The sequence below is a fragment of the Aeromonas sp. R2-2 genome (assembly GCF_040908355.1).
GTDB classification, from domain to species: domain Bacteria; phylum Pseudomonadota; class Gammaproteobacteria; order Enterobacterales; family Aeromonadaceae; genus Aeromonas; species Aeromonas veronii.
This window is the reverse complement of the sequence record NZ_JBFODQ010000052.1, coordinates 41,866-59,789: the sequence shown is the minus strand read 5'-3', so window position 1 is coordinate 59,789 and position 17,924 is coordinate 41,866. Positions and strand designations below refer to the sequence as shown.

Genomic DNA, 17,924 nt, shown 5'->3' with positions numbered 1-17,924 from the left:
AAAACTGCCCTCGTCAGAGGGCAGCATGGGACACGGTGAAGCGCATTCAGTGGCGATTATGGTGGTGCGGCGCCGCGTAACGACACTCGGGAAAACGGCTGCAAGCCAGAAAGAGTCGACCGGCGTGGGGGCCTTTTTTCGCCTCCCGCTCCACCAGCGGCGCATCACAGCGGGGGCAGTGGTGTACTTCATGCTCCTCGTCATCCTCTACATCGGCGAACAGGCTATCGACCAGCTCACCCTCACTCTGTGGCGCCTCCACCATCCCCTTGGCCTGGATGGCGGGCTCGTGGAGCGACGCAGGCGAGATCGCCTCGGCATGGGCATTGCGGCCACGCATCCCGGCACCGACATCCACGCCGTCCAGCAGCAGAGGATTGAACGTCGGCTCGCGGCGCGCCCCGTGCGGCAAATCGTCGATCACCGGTTCGCTGGTTTTGACCAGCAGCGGCAGGATCTGTTCGCGCAGCTCTTCCACCAGATAGCTGGCACTTGCCGGGATCTGCAGCAACGGCAGACCGGCGCTGTCGCAGGCGGTTTTCAGAAAGAGATCCCGCGCCTTGCGCTTCTGATGGCGGTGGGAGCTGTCATCGAGTTCGATGGCGCAGATAAAGGAGAGATCCGCGGGGTGGCAAAGCAGATAGTCGAAATGCTTGGCGCTGATCTTGTTGAAGTACTGCTGCCATTTGCTTTTGCCGATCCCGGCCTGCGGCGTCAGCACATCGGCCACCCGCACCTTGGCAAAGACCCGGGCCTTGTCACCCACCGCCAGATCCAGCACCCCAAGGAACGATCGTTCGGCGGGACTGAACAGGGTCTCCTGCATATCATAGGGCAGGCGCTTTTGCTGTCTGCCTCTGCTCCAGAAGATCGCCAGCACAAGCAGCGCCAGCAACAACAATCCCGATAGGACAAGGGTATTCATGAGAGCACGATCCAGTTCACGACACGAAAGGGGAAATACTTTACCACAGCCGCCACGGAGCAAGGCAGCAGACCCGTGTATAGAAAGTGAAAAGTCCCGTCTTTTTATCTATTTGTCAGCAGGCGGGGGTTCATATGACCAGTCCCAGCAGGCACAATAGGGATAGAGCAAGAAATCCCATTTCAAGGAGAGCAGGATGCAAAAGCAATTGGTGGTCACCGTGATCGGTGCAGACAAACCCGGTATCGTCGAGAGTCTGGCTGCAGTCATCAGCCGCGAGCAGGGCAACTGGCTGGGCAGCGCCATGAGCGAACTGGCGGGCCAGTTTGCCGGTATCCTTCATGTCTCTGTCCCCGATGAGCACTATCGCAGCCTGTGCGAAGCACTGGCCCTGCTACCGGGTCTGACCATCAGCTTTGCCGAAGGGACACCTACCGCCGAGCCAGCCCATCAAGTCATGATGACAGTGACCGGCAACGACCGCCCCGGCATCGTCCATGAAGTAGCCAGCATCCTGCGCCAGCTCGAGATCAACGTGGCCGATCTCACCACCGGCTGTGAACCGGCTCCCCACTCCAGCGCCCCGCTCTTCTATGCCCATGCGCTGGTTGCCCTGCCCGACGGGCTCGCGATGGATACCCTCATCACCGCGCTGGAATCCCTCTCCGACGATCTGGTGGTCGACATCGACGAAGCGTTCAGCGAGCAGTAACAAGACTGTCATTTATTTGTCATATATTAACGCCATAACTGCCGCGCAGACGCGACCTGAAACAGAGGCACAAGATGAGCACCGACAAGCAGTATGAAGAGAAAGAGCTGAGCTGGCTCTCATTCAATGAACGGGTGTTGCAAGAGGCAATGGACAAGACGGTGCCCCTCATCGAGCGGGTTCGTTTTCTGGGGATCTTCTCCTCCAACCAGGATGAATTCTTCAAGGTACGGGTATCGGACGTCAAGCGTCGCATCCTCATCAATGAAGTACATGGTGGCGACGATGAAGCGAAAGTGCTGCTGCGCGCCATCCAGCAAAAAGTGATGGCGCTCGGTGAAGCGTTCGACAACACCTATAAAGAGCTGTTGATTGCGCTGGCCCGCCACAACATCTTTCTGGTCAACGAGAACCAGCTCTCCGATGCCATTCAGAAGTGGCTGCGGGTCTTCTTCAAGGAGAAGGTGCTGCGTCACATCATCCCGATCCTGCTCAACAAGGAGGTCAATCCGGTCAAATTCCTCAAGGATGAGTATACCTATCTGGCCATCGAGATGAAGAAGAACGGTCAGGTGATCCAGTACGCCCTGGTGGAAGTGCCGACCGACGACCTGCCCCGCTTCTTCCAGCTGCCGCCGGAAGGGACCCGCCGCAAGAAGCAGATCATCATTCTGGATAACGTCATCCGCTTCTGCCTCGACGAGATCTTCAAGGGCTTCTTCGACTACGACGAGATTGCCGCCTATGCGGTGAAGCTGACCCGGGATGCCGAATATGATCTCTCCGACCAGCTGGACTTGAGCCTGGTGGACAAGATGAGTGACGGCTTGAAGCAGCGCCTCACCGCAATGCCGGTGCGCTTCGTCTATGAGCGGGAGATGCCCGCTGCCATGATAAGCTTCCTCAAGCTCAAGCTGCAGATCAGCTCCTACGATGCCATCATGCCGGGCGGGCGTTACCACAACTTCAAGGATTTCATCGGCTTCCCCAACGTGGGTCGTGACTATCTGGAAAACCCCAAGCTGCCGGCCCTCGATTGCCGCGATTTTGACGGTTTCGTCAACGCCTTCGATGCGATTACCAAGCAGGATATCCTGCTCTACTACCCGTACCACAAGTTCCACCACTTCACCGAGCTGGTGCGCCAGGCGGCGTTCGATCCGGCGGTGAGCGCCATTCGCATCAATATCTACCGGGTCGCCAAGAAGTCGCGGATCATCCACTCCCTCATCGATGCCGCCAACAACGGCAAGAAGGTGACCGTGGTGGTCGAGCTGCGCGCCCGTTTCGACGAGGCGGCCAACATCGACTGGGCCAATATTCTCACCGATGCCGGGGTCAAGGTGGTGTTCGGGGTGCCGAGCCTCAAGATCCACTCCAAGCTCTGCCTCATCACCCGCCACGAAAATGGCGAGGCGGTGCGCTATGCCCATATCGGCACCGGCAACTTCAACGAGAAGACCGCCAAGATCTACACCGACTTCTCGCTGCTGACCCGCAATCCGGATATCACCGCCGAAGTGGAAGGGGTGTTTGAATACATCGAGTACCCCTATAAGCGATACAAATTCAACCACCTGCTGGTCTCCCCCATCAACAGCCGCCGTCAGCTCTATCGTCTCATCGACAACGAGCTATCCAACGCCAAGGCGGGTCAGCCGAGCGGTATCATCCTCAAGATCAACAATCTGGTGGACAAGGATCTCATCAACCGCATCTATGCCGCCGGGCAGGCGGGAGTATCGATCCAGATGATCATCCGTGGCATGTGTGCCCTGCGTCCGGGCGTACCGGGCCTCAGTGACAACATCAAGGTGATCAGCATCATCGACCGCTTCCTCGAGCACCCGCGGGTGATGGTGTTCCACAACAAGGGCAACCCCCAGCTCTATATCTCCAGCGCCGACTGGATGAGCCGCAATATCGACGGCCGTATTGAGGTGGGCACCCCCATTTATGATGAGCGCCTCAAGCAGCGCATCATGGACATTCTCGAACTACAACTGAGTGATACATGCAAGGCGCGGGTCATTGATGCCGACCAGCAGAACGAATATGTGAAGCGGGGCAACCGCCGCAAGATCCGCTCTCAGGTGGCGATTTACGACTATCTCAAACGTATCGAGTCAAACAATGGACAATAGTCTCTATGCCGCCGTGGATCTCGGCTCCAACAGTTTTCATATGGTGATCGCCCATCTGAGCGAAGGGCGTTTTCGCATCGTCGATCGCATCAAGGAGCGAGTACGGCTGGCGGAAGGGATGGATGAGCAGAAGCGGATGAGCCCGGAGGCGATGGAACGCGGCCTCGCCTGCCTGTCACTCTTTGCCGAGCGCCTCACCAATATTAAACCGGACCAGATCCGCATCGCAGGTACCTATACCCTGCGCCGTGCCAGCAACGCGCGCGAATTTGTGAGTGAAGCAGCCAAGGTGCTCAACCACCCCATCGAGATCATCAGCGGGCAGGAAGAAGCACGCCTCATCTATCAGGGGGTTGCCCATACCCAGCATATCGAGGGCCAGGTACTGGTGATCGATATCGGCGGCGGCAGCACCGAACTCATCATCGGTGAAGGGTTTGAACACAAGGCCCTCACCAGTCGCAAGATGGGCTGCGTCAGCTTTACCCAAAGCTTCTTCGCCAGCGGCAAGCTGAGCGAGAAAAACTTCACCAATGCCGTGCTGGAGGCGCAGCACCAGCTCGCCCCCATCGTCAACCAGTACCGCAAGCTGGGCTGGCAGAGCTGCCTTGGCAGCTCAGGTTCCATTCGTACGGTACGGGATATACTGCAGGGTGAAGGGCTGACTGACGGCAGCATTACGCTGGAGGCGCTGGAGCGGCTCAAGGCGCTGATGATTGAGCGCAAGCGAGTCGATAACCTCAAGCTGACAGGGCTGACCGAGGAGCGCCAGGAGGTGTTTGCCGCTGCGGTCGCCATCCTGCTCGGGCTGTTTACCTCGCTGCCCATCGAGCGGCTCGACTACTCCGACGGTGCCCTGCGCGAAGGGTTGCTTTATGAATTCGAGGAGCGCTTGCAGCACCACGATATTCGCGAGCGTACCGCACAGGCGCTCGGCACCCACTACCGGATGGACCGCAAACAAGCCGCCCGGGTGGAGCAGAGCGTGCTGACGCTGTTCGATGCCTTGCAAGAGCCCTGGCAGATGGAGATAGAGCCCTATCGCGCCATCCTAGGCTGGGCGGCGCGGCTGCACGAAATTGGCCTTGCCATCAACTACAGCGGCATTCACCGTCACTCCGCCTATATCCTGCAACACACCGACCTGCCCGGCTTCAACCAGGACGATCAGGCCCTGCTGGCGGCGCTGGTACGCTTTCAGCGCAAGGGGCTCAAGCTCTCCGAGCTGCCGCCCCTGCCCAACCACGACATGCAGACGGTGCTGCGCTGCATCCGCATCCTGCGCCTCGCGGTCGCCGCTCATCACAAGCGCCAGGACGACCTGCTGCCTGAGTGGAAAGTCGCGGTACAAGGGGATCAGCTGGTCGTGACCCTGCCGATCGACTGGTGCGAAGAGAACCGTCTCCTGATGCAGAATCTGGAGAAGGAGCACCGCTACTGTCAGGAGCAGGGCTGGCCACTGTTGTTCCAGCTCGGCTAAACCGGAAAGATAAATACAAAAGGCAGCCCAATGGCTGCCTTTTTCATATCAATCTCCCGATTACTGCAACTCGGGCAACAACCACTTGGCCATCTCGAAGTAGATGATAAGGCCGGTACCATCCACCAGCGTCGCGATGAATGGCGCAGAGACCACCGCCGGATCGATGCGGAAACGGCGCAGCACCATGGGAATAATGGACGCGACCGTGGCACTCCAGAGCACGATAGCGATGATGGTAAAGGTCACCACCATGCCAATCTGGGGACCGACGCCAAGACTCCATGCCCGTACCCAGGCCGCCATGGCAATGGCACCCGAAATGAGCAGACCGGTGGAGAGCTCCTTTTTCAGCACTGTGCCGAGATTGCGCAAACTCACCTCCCCGACCGCCATGGCTCGTACTATGGTGGTGGTGATCTGGGTGCCGCTGTTACCACCAGTACCGATCAGGAGCGGAATGAAGAAGGCCAGCGCAATGGCCGCTTCCAACTGCTCCTCGAATGCCCGCAGAACAGTGCCGGTGTAAGCTTCCGCCACAAACAGGATAAGCAGCCAGCCCACCCGTTTGCGCCACAGCTGCCAGGGAGTCGCCTGCAGATAGGGAGTATCGAGTGGCGAGGAGCCACCCTGCATCTCGGCATCCTCGGTGGATTCGAGCTCCAGAATATCCGCAGCATCATCGACGTGGAAAATACCGACCAGTCGCCCCTGATCCTCGACCGGCAATACCGACAGGTCGCGGTCGATCAGCAGGCGCGCTGCCAACTCCTGATCCGCACGGGCGTTGATCCGCACCGTCTCCCGATCCATCAGTGTCGCGACGTTGGCCAGCGGGTCGGCGATCAGCAAGGTCTTGAGGGAGAGGCTCCCTTGCAGACGACCATCCCCGTTGACCACATAGATATGGCGAAACAGCTGGGCATTGTCCCAGGCATCGTGGATCAGCTGTTTGGCGTGACCGACCGTGTCCTCCTCCCGCACCGCCAGATATTCGTGGCGCATGTTGGCACCCACCGACTCGGTGGGCCAATCCAGTAGGGAGTAATACATGGCCTGCGCCTGGGTCGGGAAGCGAGCCAGCAACATGGTGCGATCCTGACGACCCAGTTTGCGCAGGATGGCGACCATCTCACGGCGGGGAATAGCCTCCTGCAACACGCTGACGATGCTGCCATGGAGCCGCTGCAACAGGCGCCCGGCACTCTCGGCCGAGAGTGAACCAAGCAGTTCGGCCCCTTGTGGGATTGGCAGGGTATCAAAGATGCAGTTGAGCTCTTCCGGACGCAGGGTCAACAGTTGATCGGCGCGCTGAACCGGATCCAGATTATGTTCCAGCCAACCCTGCAGGGAGGCCAGATCGAGCAGTTGGTGACGGTTAAGAATGGTATGTGTTTTCTTCATCACAGATATCCTCATGTGATTTCAGGCGAGCCTGAATGCCTCCGGAAATAGCCGGAGGCAACGACAAGAAAACAGCAATTTGATTGACGAGTAATAGGCAGGAAATGACGCCGTTCGGCGTGTCATCATCCCCACGTACCAGCTTTAGCACTGTATAACGTATCCGGCATGCCGGAAGCCACTTGGGTTTACACCTTAATCCGATGAAAACTGTCCTGATCTTGGGCGTCTCTGGACGTCGTGAGATCAGTGGCCTGTGTTTATACAGGAGCCTCGCCTAACGAGATGCTGCAAATAATTCGCACAACCCTCTGTTGTGCGGGCGGCATGATTATCCAATCCCGCTGGGAGGTCAACCCCGCAACCACCATTAAATTGGCAACGGCAACAGCTTGTTACAATTGGCAGGAGATGACACGGAACCAATTTACAAAACCTGGATAAAAGAAAAGGCCCCAAAGGGGCCCTTCTTTAATTAACGAATATAGTCAAATAGCGTCAGACGGCTTATTTTGCTGAAAGAGAGTTGCGAGGCACTCAATGCCGCATCCTCTTTTGACAGCGCGGAAATCACTTCATAGAGATCCGCTTCCGACACCTTGGCTCTCGCCTCGGCGTTGAGGGTACTCAATCCCTCATTGGAGCCCATAGCCTGTTCCAGACTGTTCATCCGGCCGCCCAACTCACCCAACCCATGATCGATATTCAGGCGGGCATTTTTCATATGAACGGTGGCATCGGCTATTTTCTGCTCGAAGGTCTCGGCAGAAATAGCCGGATCTCGCAGAGCCGTAATAAAGTCCGACATACCATTCAATATGTTGTCATTCTTCGGTGGATTAAGATCAAACTGCTGAGCCGCACCACCTGCAGGCAAATCAAGGGTCAACTCCAGACCATTAAAGGGGATCTTGGTGCCAGCAGTATAGTTACCGGTTTGCAGGGTAGTACCACCGGCATCCTTGATATCATAGGTATCAGGTGGGCCTATGGTGGTTGATACGGTATAGGTGTTGCTAGGCAGTGCCGAGTTATAATTGGACTTGTAGAAAGTATCAAAGTTACCCTGATCGCCGACCCCGACCTTGATATTTGCGGTGGTTGCACTGGCGGTTCTTCTGGTCGCCACTATTTCAAACAGATCCTGCCCGGAATCATTGGCAGCGATTTGTACTGTGGGTGAGACCTGAATATTTCGCTGACCTGGATCACCCTGATAAATATATTTTCCGTTGACGTCTTTTATATATGGCTGGGTCTTGCTCTGATTGCCACCAAATATAAATTCACCCGATGAGTTTTTGCTATTCATCAGGTCGAACATCTGCTGCTGTAACCCTTCAAGCTCGCTGGCGATGGCCTTGCGATCATCGTCACTGATAGAGCCGTTATTTGACTTCTGGATCAGGGTCTGGGCACTGAGCATTGCCGTATTAAGAGAATCCAATACTGTCTCTTCATGCCCCAGGCTGTTTTCCAGCAAGCTGCCATTGACACTGTACTGCTTGAACAGGTCAATCTCCTTGGTCAGTGCCATCTTCTGACTCATCCCTGCGGGATCTTCTCCAGCTGTCTGAAATTTATTGCCGGTTTGCAGTTGTTGATAGGCAGTATTCAACCGCTCGTTGGCACTGTTGAGGGAATATAAATTCCGGTCGTAGATCATGTTGGTGGTGATGCGCATGACGTTACCTCACGGAAGAGAGCAGTGTATCGAAAATGGTTTTGGCCGTGCTGACGATTTGCGCCGATGCCGCATAGGATTGCTGGAAGCGGATCAGATTGGCCGCCTCCTCCTCCAGATTGACCCCTGACACGCTTTCAAAGATGCCGGTGCTCTGGATAAGCTTGGACTCATTGGCCTTGAGCAGCGTTTTTGCCTGACTGGTATTGTTACCCACTTCCATCACCAACCCGGAATAGGCCTGATTGAAGGTCATCTTGTCGTTGGTCGTCCCGCCATTGGTGCTCTTGCGCACCAGATCCTTGTTTTGCAGCTCGGCCAGAACCAGGCCATTGCTGTTATCGGCAAAGCCATTGCTGTTGTAACTGAGCTTGAAGCTGTCACCGGCATCCACCCTGCCGGTGATGCTGAACTCGTAGCCGGGCGCCTGTTTCGGGTTTGGATAAGCTGGTCCACCAGTGGGGGGTGGCAGTTGCAAAGCAGCCATCAAATTCTGCCCCTTGCTGCTCGCAGGGGCCGTACCTATCAGAGTAGTACCATCGGCTTGAAACACCTGATAGTTACCACTAGCATCAATTTTGACCACCTGAGGCGCTGTCGGGCTCAGACTATTGGTACCAAAACCTGACCCCGCACCTGTATTGAATACGCCACCCAGTTTGATATCTGCCCCGCCGCCATTATTGGTGGTCTTTTCCGCTTTAAGCGGAGAGGCCAGGGCCAAATCTTCCGGTCGGGTGATCAACTGACCCAGACCGGCGGCCGCACTTTTGGTCGGTTGCAGCAACAGTCTGTCACCCGCAGCTGGCGTGCCGGTGAGATCGATCGAGATCCCGTGCCCGGTCAGCTCAAAGGTTGTTGGTGGGGTAGCCCCCGCAGTGATCAAGGTACGATTGCCAGACTTGTCCAGCGAAAACACCTCATAACCAGTGGCACTGCTAAATTGCACTTCGTAATCAAACGGGGTCACTGATGTCCCCTTGCCCGGCACGAAGCTGACATTCGCCCCGACCGTCCCGGTGTTATTGCCGTAGGGTAAGCCCTTGCTGGCAGGCAGGGTGAAAATATCGCCGCCAATCTCGTTATCCAGATCCATCCCGAGGCGGTTCTGCTGGTTCATCGCATCCGCCATCGCCACGGCCAGCTGCCCCAGTTCGCGCTTGGTCGGCTCAAGGTCGGTACGCGCCTTGAACAGCCCCCCCATGGCACCACCAAACGTATCGTGATCGATGGTTGCCTTGTTCGCCCCCAGGGTCAGCTGCAGCTCCTGATCCCGGGAGTCAGGATCTCCTGCAATCACCTTGAACTGGGCGACGCCCCCATCGAGGATCAACGAATGACCAGTGCTCATATTGACCAGCATGCTGCCGTTGGGTTGGGCTACGGTGCGAATATCCATCTTCTCCGACAGCTGGCGGATCGCCTCATCCCGCTGATCAAACAGCATCAGGTTCTCTTCGGGTGACCCCTGGGTGCGGATGATGGCCTGATTAAGATCATTGATACTGGTGAGCAGGCTGTTGACCTGCTTGGTTTCATCTTCGATACGGGTGTTGAGGGTATCGCTCTGCTTGTCGAGCTGCGCCGAGAGGGTATGAAAACGGTTGACCATGCCACTCAACTCCGTCATCACCACCTTGCGCCCACCGATCTCGGCAGGCGATTCATTGGCAGAGTGAAATGACTTGAAGTAGGAGGTGATGGCCGCCCCCACGCTGTTGCTGGTATCCCCAAGCAAGCTGTCAACGCCAGCCAGCTGTTCATAATGGGTCAGGGAGGCATGATAGGCAGAGGTATCACGGCGCACCTCCCCCTGCATATAGTCGTTGATTACCCGCTGGGTCTTGATGTCACCGGTCCCCAGACCGATGGTATTGGTATACACCAGCGTACGCTCACGCACATAGCCCTGGCTATTGACGTTCACTATGTTGTTACTGGTGGTCTGCAGCAGGCGTTGCTGTGCCAGCACGCCCGATGAACCAATCCCAAGCAGGTCGCTTGCCATACGTTACAGCTCCATCTCGTTGTATTGGGCAATGGCGTCACTGCGCAATACCTGTTTCAATTTTCTGGCGTAGTGCGGGTCGGTGGCATAACCCGCCTGTTGCAGCGCCTCAAAGTAGCGATCAGGACTATCCACCTTCGCCAGGGCTCCCTTGTAGCGAGAGCCGGAAGTGAGGAAGTCCACATAGTCGTTGAAGCTCTCTTCAAACGACTCATAGGAGCGAAATGCCGCTTTCTGGCGGGAGGCGACGCCTTGCTCATACTCGAGCGTGCTGACCACCGCCTTTGGCCCTTCCCAGCGCGGATCGGCCTTGATGCCAAACAGGTTATGGGTCACCTGCCCCTCGCCATCCTTGATCACCCGCTTGCCCCAACCGCTCTCCAGTGCCGCCTGAGCGACCAGTACCGCCGGGCTTAACCCCAACTTGTCGGCAGCTTTCTTGGCCAGCGGCATCAGGCGATTGACGAACTCTTCCGGCGTATCGAACTCCTTGCTCCCACTACCGGTGGCACTGCTCTCTTCGCTGGCCATGCGCCCCATGGGCGGAATGCTGCGGTGCGGTCGACGGGGCATAGTGAGTGCGTGGCTCTCCTTGACCCCCTCGGTCATCTCTCTTTCAGCAAAATCTTTGCCAACTTTTGATGCCGAGATCAAATCATCTGCTGCGGCCGTGGGTGGCTGATAGGGTTTGTAGGTCCGTTCGGTACGCTGCGGCATCTTGAGCACCCGTCCATCCTGATGGGTAAATGTCTCGGGAGAGAGCTGCTTGGCCACCATGTCAGCCAATCCCAGTCCCCCCTTGTTGGACATGTCGGCAACCCGCTGTTCATCCAGCATCCCTTCATAGAACTGGGTATAGCTGCTGTTCATCGGGTTGTCCTGAGTCAACACCCCGTTGGCCTGACGCATGCTCTGAAACAGCATCTGGGTAAAGATTGACTCGAACTGGCGTGACGCACTCTTGAGCGCTTCGGCCTGCCCCTCTTTGCTTTGGCTCATCTGGCGCAGGCGGTCCAGGTTCTTGATGTCCTGTACCATCCCGAGATTCATGCCGCTGTTGCTGTCAAACTCCGCCATTTTGCTTACCTCATTGCCACCCGTGGCAACCACTTGCCGCTTGTTACAATATGACCAGTTGCCCCTCGATGGCGCCTGCCTGTTGCAGCGCCTCAAGGATGGCCATCAAATCACCGGGGGCGACTCCAACCTGATTGACCGCCCGGACCAAATCGTCCAGGGTCGCACCGGTATCAAACTTGAACATCCGCCCCGGCTCTTGCTGGACATTGATGGTCGAGTTGTTGGTCACCGTCGTCTCTCCTCCCGCCAACGGGTTGGGCTGGGAGACCTGCTGGTTTTCGGCGATGGTCACCGTCAACCCGCCATGGCTGATGGCCGCCGGTTTGAGCTTGACTTGACTGCCGATCACTATGGTGCCGGTGCGGGAGTTGACGATGATCTTGGCCGCCTCGTTGGCCGGATCCACCTCCAGATTCTCGATGGTCGCGAGATATGAGACCCGCTGACCCGGATCCCGCGGGGCATAGACCTTGACCGAGGTGGCATCGAGCGCCTGAGCGGTATTGGGCCCCACCAGATCGTTGACCACATCGGCCAGACGGCGCGCCGTAGTAAAGTCGGGTCGGTTAAGGTTGAAGGTGATGGTGTCCCCCTGACTGAAAGAGTTGGGCACCTCCCGCTCCACGGTCGCACCGTTGGCAATCCGCCCGACGGTCGGGGTATTGATCACTACCTTGGAACCATCAGCCCCCTCGGCCCCCAGACCACCGACCACCAGACTGCCCTGCGCGACCGCATAAACCCGGCCATCGAGTCCTTTCAGAAAGCTCTGCAGCAGAGTGCCGCCCCGCAGGCTCTTGGCCTCGCCAATGGCAGAGACCGTCACATCGATGGTCTGGCCCGGCTTGGAGAAGGGGGGCAGGTCGGCATGTATCGCCACCGGCGCCACATCCTTGATCTTGGGCTTGATGTTATCCGGCACCTTGATGCCAAAGTTGTTGAGCATGGTGCGGAAAGTCTGCTCGGTGAAGGCGTTGTTCTTCTCGCCAGTACCGGGCAATCCCACCACCAGGCCATAACCAATCAGCTGGTTGTTACGCACCCCTTCAACCGAGCTGATGTCCTTGATCCGGGCCGCATTGGCCACACCCAAGGGCAGCAGACAGCAAAGCAGAGTGACAAGACGGAGTGACTTCATAACATCTCCTAGAGCGGCCACCAGGGACCATTGAAAAAGCTGGTAAGCCACCCTTGCTCCTGGCTATTGGCCAGATCGCCGGTACCACCGTAGTAAATGCGGGCATTGGCCACTTTCTGGGACGAAACGCTGTTATCAGACGTCACGTCCTCCGGGCGAATAAGGCCGGTGATCCGGATATATTCATTGCCATTATTAAGCATGATCCACTTCTCTCCGCGCACCACCAGATTGCCGTTGGGCAGTACCTTGGCCACGCTGACCGAAATATTGCCCTGCAGGCTGTTGCTCTGGTCCGCTTTGGCCTGCCCCTTGAACGCGCTGTCTTGAGCAATGGAGGCTGAGAGATCATAGGGGCTGGCGGTCACGGGCACGCCACCCAACTTGACCGGGTCCAGATTGAACTTGTTATTCTTGCCACTCTGGGTATTGGCCTTTTTCGAGGCGGAGGTCGACTCCGACAACTCGATGGTAATGATGTCGCCTACCTTGTGTGCCTTGATATCCGAATAGATGCCATTGACCTGATCCGGCTGGAAAATCGCCCCTGTCGGTCGCACCGACACCGGCTCCGACTCCCCGTAGACGGGGGAAAACTCGGGATCATCAGGCTTGGGCGTATTGGGAGTGCTGCTACACCCTCCCAGCACCAGCAATCCCAGCATCCATACGGCTTTCATCATGCACCTCCTAATTAGGTACGCTGGATCAGGAAGGACATCATGCCGTCCACGGCGGAGAGCACCTTGGAGTTCATCTCGTAGACCCGCTGAGCCTGAATGAGATTCACCAGCTCTTCGGTCACGTTGACGTTGGAAGTCTCCAGCATCCCCTGCTTGATCACCCCCAAGCCATCGGCACCGGCAGTCCCCTGAGCGGCAGCACCACTGGATTGGGTCTCGACAAACATGTTCTCCCCCATCGGCTGCAAGCCGCTGGCATTGACGAAGTCGGAGATGTTGATCTGACCGACGACCTGAGAAGCGCCATCGCCCTTGAGCTGCACCGAGACCTGGCCATCTTCACCCACCGTAACGCTCTGGGCATTTTCCGGGATCTGGATTTCCGGTTGCAGCGGGTAGCCATTACCCGGGGTCACTATGGTTCCTTCATCGTTGAGGGTGAACTGACCATTACGGGTATAGGCCGCACTGCCATCCGGCAGCTGAATTTCAAAGTAGCCACGACCACTGATCATCAAATCGAGCGAGTTGTCAGTGGTTTGTACGTTACCCTGACTGTGGTTTTTCTGGGTCGCCACCACCTTGGCACCCGCCCCCAGCATCAAGCCGGAGGGGAGCTCGGTATCGGCAGAGGAGCGGCCACCGGGCTGGTTGATGTTTTGATACAGCAGATCTTCAAAGATGGCCCGTGACTTTTTAAAGCCCACAGTGCTGGCGTTCGCCAGGTTGTTCGAAGTAACCGAAATATTGGTCTGCTGTGCATCCAACCCGGTCTTGCTGATCCAGAGTGCGGGATTCATAGGTAACTCCTTGATTAGCTGATTCGCAGCAGTTGGGTTTGAGCTTCATCATTCTCTTCGGCCGTCTTCATGATTTTGACCTGGGTTTCGAACTGGCGTTGCAGCCGGATCAGGTTGGTCATCTCATCCACCACATTGACGTTGCTCCCCTCAAGGGAGCCGGCAATCAGACCGACATTGGCAGAGGCGGGTTCATTCTGGCCATCCTTGCGGCGAAACAGACCATCTTGCCCCTTCTCCACCGCATCGGCGGCCGGGTTGACAAGCTTGATCCGCTGAAAATCTTCCGGCAAGTTGGCGGCCGCCCCCTCCGGACGACCGCTGATGGTGCCATCCCGATTGATCTCGAGTTTCTCCATCGGCATCGGCAACACGATGGGCTGACCACCGTCATCCACCACATTCAGACCGGTCGAGGTTTGCAAGTTGCCGGTCGCATTGACCTGCAAATTCCCCATGCGGGTATAGGCCTCACCGCCCTTGGGATCCTGCACGGCAATCCAGCCCGGACCATCTACCGCCACGTCCAGATCCCGTCCGGTGGTCATCAACATGCCATGCTGCAGGTTCTGACCCGGGCGCTCAGCCATGGCAAAGACCCTGCTTGGCAAGCCCTCTCCGAACGCCTGCATGCTTCTGGCCTGCTCGAAATCGGACTTGAAGCCGGTGGTATTGGCATTGGCGAGGTTGTTGCCCCGAACAGCCAGGCTGTTCATGGTCTCTTTGGCCCCGGACATGGCGATATAAAGCAGGTGATCCATGGAATTCTCCGTCAAACAGATGACTCTGACAGGAGAAATGCAATTAGAGTGCCAACAGCAGAAATATGAGGGGATAAGGAGAATGGGAATGCGACAGAAACAGAGAGGGGGCCAAGCCCCCTCTCATTATCATTTATTGCGCGATTAACGGATCTGCAGGATGGTCTGCTGCAGCGAACTGTTGACCTCCAGAGAACGGGAGTTGGCCTGGAAGTTACGCTGGGCCGTGATCAGGTCCACCAGCTCGGATGTCAAATCCACGTTGGACTGCTCCAGGGAGGATGACTTGATGGTGCCAAATGTCCCTGAGTTTGGCGTCCCCGGCAAGGCATCGCCAGAGAGCAGAGACTGACGCCAGGAGGTATCGCCAACCTGAGTCAATCCTTGCGAGTTGGCAAACTTGGCCATTGCCACCATGGCCACCTTGATGGTGGTTGCGTTACTGTAAGTCGCGGACACGATGCCGTCAGGAGTGATCTCCACCTTGGTCAACCGTCCAACAGTGGAACCATCCTGAGTCAACTTGTTGACTTCAAACGGTGAAGCATACTGGGTCACCGTTCCGAAGTTGATATCCACCTGCTGAGTGGGATCTGCACCATTGGTGATAATGCCAGCGCCTGTCGGGGGCGCGGCTCCCAATTGCTCTGTCTTGATGGTCGCCGGTGTAGTCGGGGTAATCATCTTGCCATCAGCCCCGAAGGTAACTCTTGCGCCAGCAGGCGCCTGACTCAAACCAGTCGCCATAGTGGGTGTGACACCACCGACAATATCAATAGGCTTATCACCTTGGTAGAGGTACATACGCCAAGCAGTAGGATTGGCGGGTTTGGTCAGATCTGCCGGGTCAGCCTCTTTGACAAAATATTGCGTGATGGTATGCGGCTCACCCAGTGAGTCATAAATCACCACAGAAGTTGAAGAGGAATATGTTTTCGAATCTTTGGGGTCAAAAGTAGAGGCATCACCCACCGCATTACCTGCGGGCAGGGGCGCCGCTGTCGATGGCAGGTTGAAACTGGCGTCAATCTTAGTTGTCTTGATTGGTTCACCGGCCTTGTCAGGTATCTGAATCGGCTTGGTCGCATTGATACTTACCGCCTTAGGCGTGCCATCGGCGTTGATTTCGTAACCTTGCAGATAATGGCCCTGATTGTTGACCATATAGCTGTTTTCATTGAGCTTGAAGGCACCTGCACGGGTGTAGGTGCGATCCAGGTTGGTCAGACCGTCAGAGGTCACAAAGAAGCCGTTACCCTGAATAGCCAGATCCAGTGCGTTATTGGTAAATTGCAGCGCCCCCTGGTGGAACTGCTGAGCAACCGCCCCGGTCGCCACACCGTTACCGACCTGGGTCTTGGCATTGACAAAAATGGAGTTGGCGTAGACATCCGCAAACTCGGCACGGGACTCTTTAAAGCCCATGGTGTTAACGTTGGCAATGTTGTTGGCGGTGACGTTCAAGTCTTTTTGTGCCGCGTTGACACCGCTCAAGGCATTGTTAAATGACATATCCAGCTCCTTAGATCGATGCTGTCGACGTGGTTTTTGACGGTGTAACCGTCTGGTTTGAATTAGTTCCTGATATTTGCAAGATGCTACTCAACAGCGTGCTACCCAAGCCTTTCACGTTAAGCATTGTCGGATTGCTCGCATTGCCCAGCGCCACACTATCCACCTTGCCGTAAGCATAAGCAGCAATACTTTCGGATTTGCCATCCAGAGTACCGCTTGCCTTAATCACATATTTACCTGACTTGACCCGCTTTCCATCTTTGTCTGTGCCATCCCAGGCAACTTCAACGTTGCCTCGCTGCTCCCCTTGGAGAGAGAATTCCTTGATAACCTGGCCTTTTTCATCTTCGATGGTGACCTTGACGCTCGAATATTTATTCGTCGTTCCCACAGCCACAACACCGGGGAGAGAGCCCTCCTTATCCAGATAGCCGGTATTGCTCTGCAACAGCACATTTTGTCCCACCAATGCGGAGGCTTGCAGTGCCTGACTGGAGATCATCTGGTCATTAAGCTTACCCATCTGAGTGGACAAACTGCTGATCCCCTCAGATGTCGACATGGATGCCATCTGGGAGAGCATCTGGGCGTTATCAACAGGCTTGAAAGGATCCTGATACGACAGCTGCATGGTCAGCAGCTTTAGAAAGGAAGCCTGATCCAGCTCTTTCTTGGGCGTCGTGGTGGTGCCTGTCGCCTGGGTCGTGGTACGGCTTATACCGTTAGCACTGTTGGTTGTATCGACCATGCTGCATCCCTCCTATCAGGACTTGCCAAGCTGGAGCGTCTGCTGCAGCATCTTCTTGGCCGAATCTGCAACTTGTACGTTGGTCTGGTAGCTGCGCGAGGCGTTGATCATGTCGGCCATCTCTTCAACCATGTTGACGTTTGGCTTGAAGATAAAACCGTCTTTATCCGCCATCGGGTGGTTGGGATTGTACTCCTTGAGCAGTGGCGCCTTGCTCTCGACAATCCCTTTCACCTCAACCCCGACCGAGCCCTGCTTGTCAGACATCGCCTGATCGAGCTGGGCGGCAAAGACTGGCCGCCTGGCGTGGTAAGTATTTTCCACACTGGAGCTGACGCTGTCCGCGTTGGCCATGTTGCTGGCAACCGTGTTGAGGCGCACTGACTGTGCACTCATAGCCGAGCCTGCTATGTCAAAGACCTTGAACAAACTCATCACTGCTCTCCTTTCAGTGCCTTGAGCAGGCCACTGATCTTGCTATTCATAAATTCAAGGGAGGTTTGATACTCGAGGCTATTGCGCAGAAATTCGCTGCGCTCCTGCTGCACATCGACTGTATTGCCGTCACCGGTATCCGGTTGCAGCGGGTTGCGATATTGCACGGTACCCGGAGCGTCCATATTCAAGGCAAAGTGCTTTTCGCTGGTCGTTGCCAAACCAAAACCCTGATGCGACTGAGCCTCCTGCAATGCCTGAGCAAAATTGATATCCCTGGCTTTGAAGCCTGGGGTATCTGCGTTGGCAATATTGCTGGAAAGCACCTCAGCACGCTTGGCGCGAACGCTTATGGTGTGTTGATGCACACCGAATGCCTTGTCAAATGAAAGAGCCATAGCACACCT

16 protein-coding genes and 1 riboswitch are annotated in these 17,924 nt (G+C 56.4%); of the genes, 3 read left to right on the top strand and 13 right to left on the bottom strand.

Annotated elements, in window-relative coordinates; genetic code table 11:
- Positions 1–46 precede the first annotated feature (46 nt).
- The gene (locus AB5Z09_RS09465; protein WP_368195139.1) at positions 47–925 is read right to left on the bottom strand and encodes a DUF2726 domain-containing protein; all 879 of its coding nucleotides are present in this window, start codon (positions 923–925) and stop codon (positions 47–49) included.
- A 196-nt stretch (positions 926–1,121) separates the two neighbouring features.
- On the opposite strand from AB5Z09_RS09465, the gene AB5Z09_RS09460 reads away from it, so the two are divergent.
- From AB5Z09_RS09460 to ppx, 3 genes are all read left to right on the top strand, one after another.
- Entirely contained in the window at positions 1,122–1,637 is a 516-nt protein-coding gene (locus tag AB5Z09_RS09460; protein ID WP_368195137.1) for a glycine cleavage system protein R, read from the top strand.
- A gap of 74 nt (positions 1,638–1,711) precedes the next feature.
- Positions 1,712–3,781 (top strand): polyphosphate kinase 1, encoded by a 2,070-nt coding sequence (gene ppk1 / locus AB5Z09_RS09455; protein ID WP_368195135.1) that lies wholly within the window; start codon positions 1,712–1,714, stop codon positions 3,779–3,781.
- Positions 3,771–5,261 (top strand): exopolyphosphatase, encoded by a 1,491-nt coding sequence (ppx, locus tag AB5Z09_RS09450; protein ID WP_368195134.1) that lies wholly within the window; start codon positions 3,771–3,773, stop codon positions 5,259–5,261. Before ppk1 ends, ppx begins: the two co-directional genes overlap by 11 nt.
- Before the next feature lie 60 nt (positions 5,262–5,321).
- On the opposite strand, the gene mgtE is transcribed toward ppx, so the two are convergent.
- From mgtE to flgB, 12 genes are all read right to left on the bottom strand, one after another.
- Positions 5,322–6,665 (bottom strand): magnesium transporter, encoded by a 1,344-nt coding sequence (gene mgtE / locus AB5Z09_RS09445; protein ID WP_368195133.1) that lies wholly within the window; start codon positions 6,663–6,665, stop codon positions 5,322–5,324.
- Between the two features lie 122 nt (positions 6,666–6,787).
- A riboswitch (M-box (ykoK) riboswitch) is annotated at positions 6,788–6,957 on the bottom strand.
- 183 nt (positions 6,958–7,140) lie between these two features.
- Complete coding sequence (flgL, locus tag AB5Z09_RS09440) at positions 7,141–8,349, bottom strand: flagellar hook-associated protein FlgL (RefSeq protein ID WP_107685157.1); 1,209 nt, start codon at positions 8,347–8,349, stop codon at positions 7,141–7,143.
- Between the two features lie 4 nt (positions 8,350–8,353).
- Positions 8,354–10,357 carry a flagellar basal body rod C-terminal domain-containing protein gene (locus AB5Z09_RS09435; RefSeq protein WP_368195132.1) on the bottom strand — a complete coding sequence of 668 codons (2,004 nt, stop codon included), beginning with the start codon at positions 10,355–10,357 and terminating at the stop codon, positions 8,354–8,356.
- Positions 10,358–10,360: 3 nt separating this feature from the next.
- A complete protein-coding gene (gene flgJ / locus AB5Z09_RS09430; RefSeq protein WP_088869426.1) occupies positions 10,361–11,434 on the bottom strand; it encodes a flagellar assembly peptidoglycan hydrolase FlgJ in 1,074 nt (357 codons plus the stop codon).
- Positions 11,435–11,477: 43 nt separating this feature from the next.
- Entirely contained in the window at positions 11,478–12,575 is a 1,098-nt protein-coding gene (locus tag AB5Z09_RS09425; RefSeq protein WP_005350664.1) for a flagellar basal body P-ring protein FlgI, read from the bottom strand.
- An 8-nt stretch (positions 12,576–12,583) separates the two neighbouring features.
- Positions 12,584–13,255, bottom strand: a complete 672-nt coding sequence (gene flgH / locus AB5Z09_RS09420) for a flagellar basal body L-ring protein FlgH (protein ID WP_005350662.1) — start codon at positions 13,253–13,255, stop codon at positions 12,584–12,586.
- 14 nt (positions 13,256–13,269) lie between these two features.
- Positions 13,270–14,058, bottom strand: coding sequence for a flagellar basal-body rod protein FlgG (gene flgG, locus AB5Z09_RS09415; protein ID WP_005334158.1), 789 nt, complete (start codon positions 14,056–14,058; stop codon positions 13,270–13,272).
- A gap of 14 nt (positions 14,059–14,072) precedes the next feature.
- On the bottom strand, positions 14,073–14,819 hold the full coding sequence (gene flgF, locus AB5Z09_RS09410) for a flagellar basal-body rod protein FlgF (RefSeq protein WP_005334159.1): 747 nt from the start codon (positions 14,817–14,819) through the stop codon (positions 14,073–14,075).
- 144 nt (positions 14,820–14,963) lie between these two features.
- On the bottom strand, positions 14,964–16,331 hold the full coding sequence (gene flgE / locus AB5Z09_RS09405; RefSeq protein ID WP_019446134.1) for a flagellar hook protein FlgE: 1,368 nt from the start codon (positions 16,329–16,331) through the stop codon (positions 14,964–14,966).
- 10 nt (positions 16,332–16,341) lie between these two features.
- Positions 16,342–17,082, bottom strand: a complete 741-nt coding sequence (locus AB5Z09_RS09400) for a flagellar hook assembly protein FlgD (protein WP_368195131.1) — start codon at positions 17,080–17,082, stop codon at positions 16,342–16,344.
- Between the two features lie 15 nt (positions 17,083–17,097).
- The gene (gene flgC / locus AB5Z09_RS09395) at positions 17,098–17,517 is read right to left on the bottom strand and encodes a flagellar basal body rod protein FlgC (protein ID WP_005350658.1); all 420 of its coding nucleotides are present in this window, start codon (positions 17,515–17,517) and stop codon (positions 17,098–17,100) included.
- Positions 17,517–17,915, bottom strand: coding sequence for a flagellar basal body rod protein FlgB (gene flgB / locus AB5Z09_RS09390; protein WP_005334169.1), 399 nt, complete (start codon positions 17,913–17,915; stop codon positions 17,517–17,519). Before flgB ends, flgC begins: the two co-directional genes overlap by 1 nt.
- Positions 17,916–17,924: the final 9 nt, after the last annotated feature.

What these genes read in the sequence shown, in the direction of transcription:
- flgF (WP_005334159.1), bottom strand. Translation starts at nt 14,819, where the DNA reads ATGGATCACCTGCTTTATATCGCCATGTCCGGGGCCAAAGAGACCATG.
- AB5Z09_RS09460 (WP_368195137.1), top strand. Translation starts at nt 1,122, where the DNA reads ATGCAAAAGCAATTGGTGGTCACCGTGATCGGTGCAGACAAACCCGGT.
- AB5Z09_RS09435 (WP_368195132.1), bottom strand. Translation starts at nt 10,357, where the DNA reads ATGGCAAGCGACCTGCTTGGGATTGGTTCATCGGGCGTGCTGGCACAG.
- AB5Z09_RS09425 (WP_005350664.1), bottom strand. Translation starts at nt 12,575, where the DNA reads ATGAAGTCACTCCGTCTTGTCACTCTGCTTTGCTGTCTGCTGCCCTTG.
- flgC (WP_005350658.1), bottom strand. Translation starts at nt 17,517, where the DNA reads ATGAGTTTGTTCAAGGTCTTTGACATAGCAGGCTCGGCTATGAGTGCA.
- flgL (WP_107685157.1), bottom strand. Translation starts at nt 8,349, where the DNA reads ATGCGCATCACCACCAACATGATCTACGACCGGAATTTATATTCCCTC.
- flgH (WP_005350662.1), bottom strand. Translation starts at nt 13,255, where the DNA reads ATGAAAGCCGTATGGATGCTGGGATTGCTGGTGCTGGGAGGGTGTAGC.
- flgG (WP_005334158.1), bottom strand. Translation starts at nt 14,058, where the DNA reads ATGAATCCCGCACTCTGGATCAGCAAGACCGGGTTGGATGCACAGCAG.
- flgB (WP_005334169.1), bottom strand. Translation starts at nt 17,915, where the DNA reads ATGGCTCTTTCATTTGACAAGGCATTCGGTGTGCATCAACACACCATA.
- ppk1 (WP_368195135.1), top strand. Translation starts at nt 1,712, where the DNA reads ATGAGCACCGACAAGCAGTATGAAGAGAAAGAGCTGAGCTGGCTCTCA.
- flgE (WP_019446134.1), bottom strand. Translation starts at nt 16,331, where the DNA reads ATGTCATTTAACAATGCCTTGAGCGGTGTCAACGCGGCACAAAAAGAC.
- AB5Z09_RS09400 (WP_368195131.1), bottom strand. Translation starts at nt 17,082, where the DNA reads ATGGTCGATACAACCAACAGTGCTAACGGTATAAGCCGTACCACGACC.
- ppx (WP_368195134.1), top strand. Translation starts at nt 3,771, where the DNA reads ATGGACAATAGTCTCTATGCCGCCGTGGATCTCGGCTCCAACAGTTTT.
- AB5Z09_RS09465 (WP_368195139.1), bottom strand. Translation starts at nt 925, where the DNA reads ATGAATACCCTTGTCCTATCGGGATTGTTGTTGCTGGCGCTGCTTGTG.
- flgJ (WP_088869426.1), bottom strand. Translation starts at nt 11,434, where the DNA reads ATGGCGGAGTTTGACAGCAACAGCGGCATGAATCTCGGGATGGTACAG.
- mgtE (WP_368195133.1), bottom strand. Translation starts at nt 6,665, where the DNA reads ATGAAGAAAACACATACCATTCTTAACCGTCACCAACTGCTCGATCTG.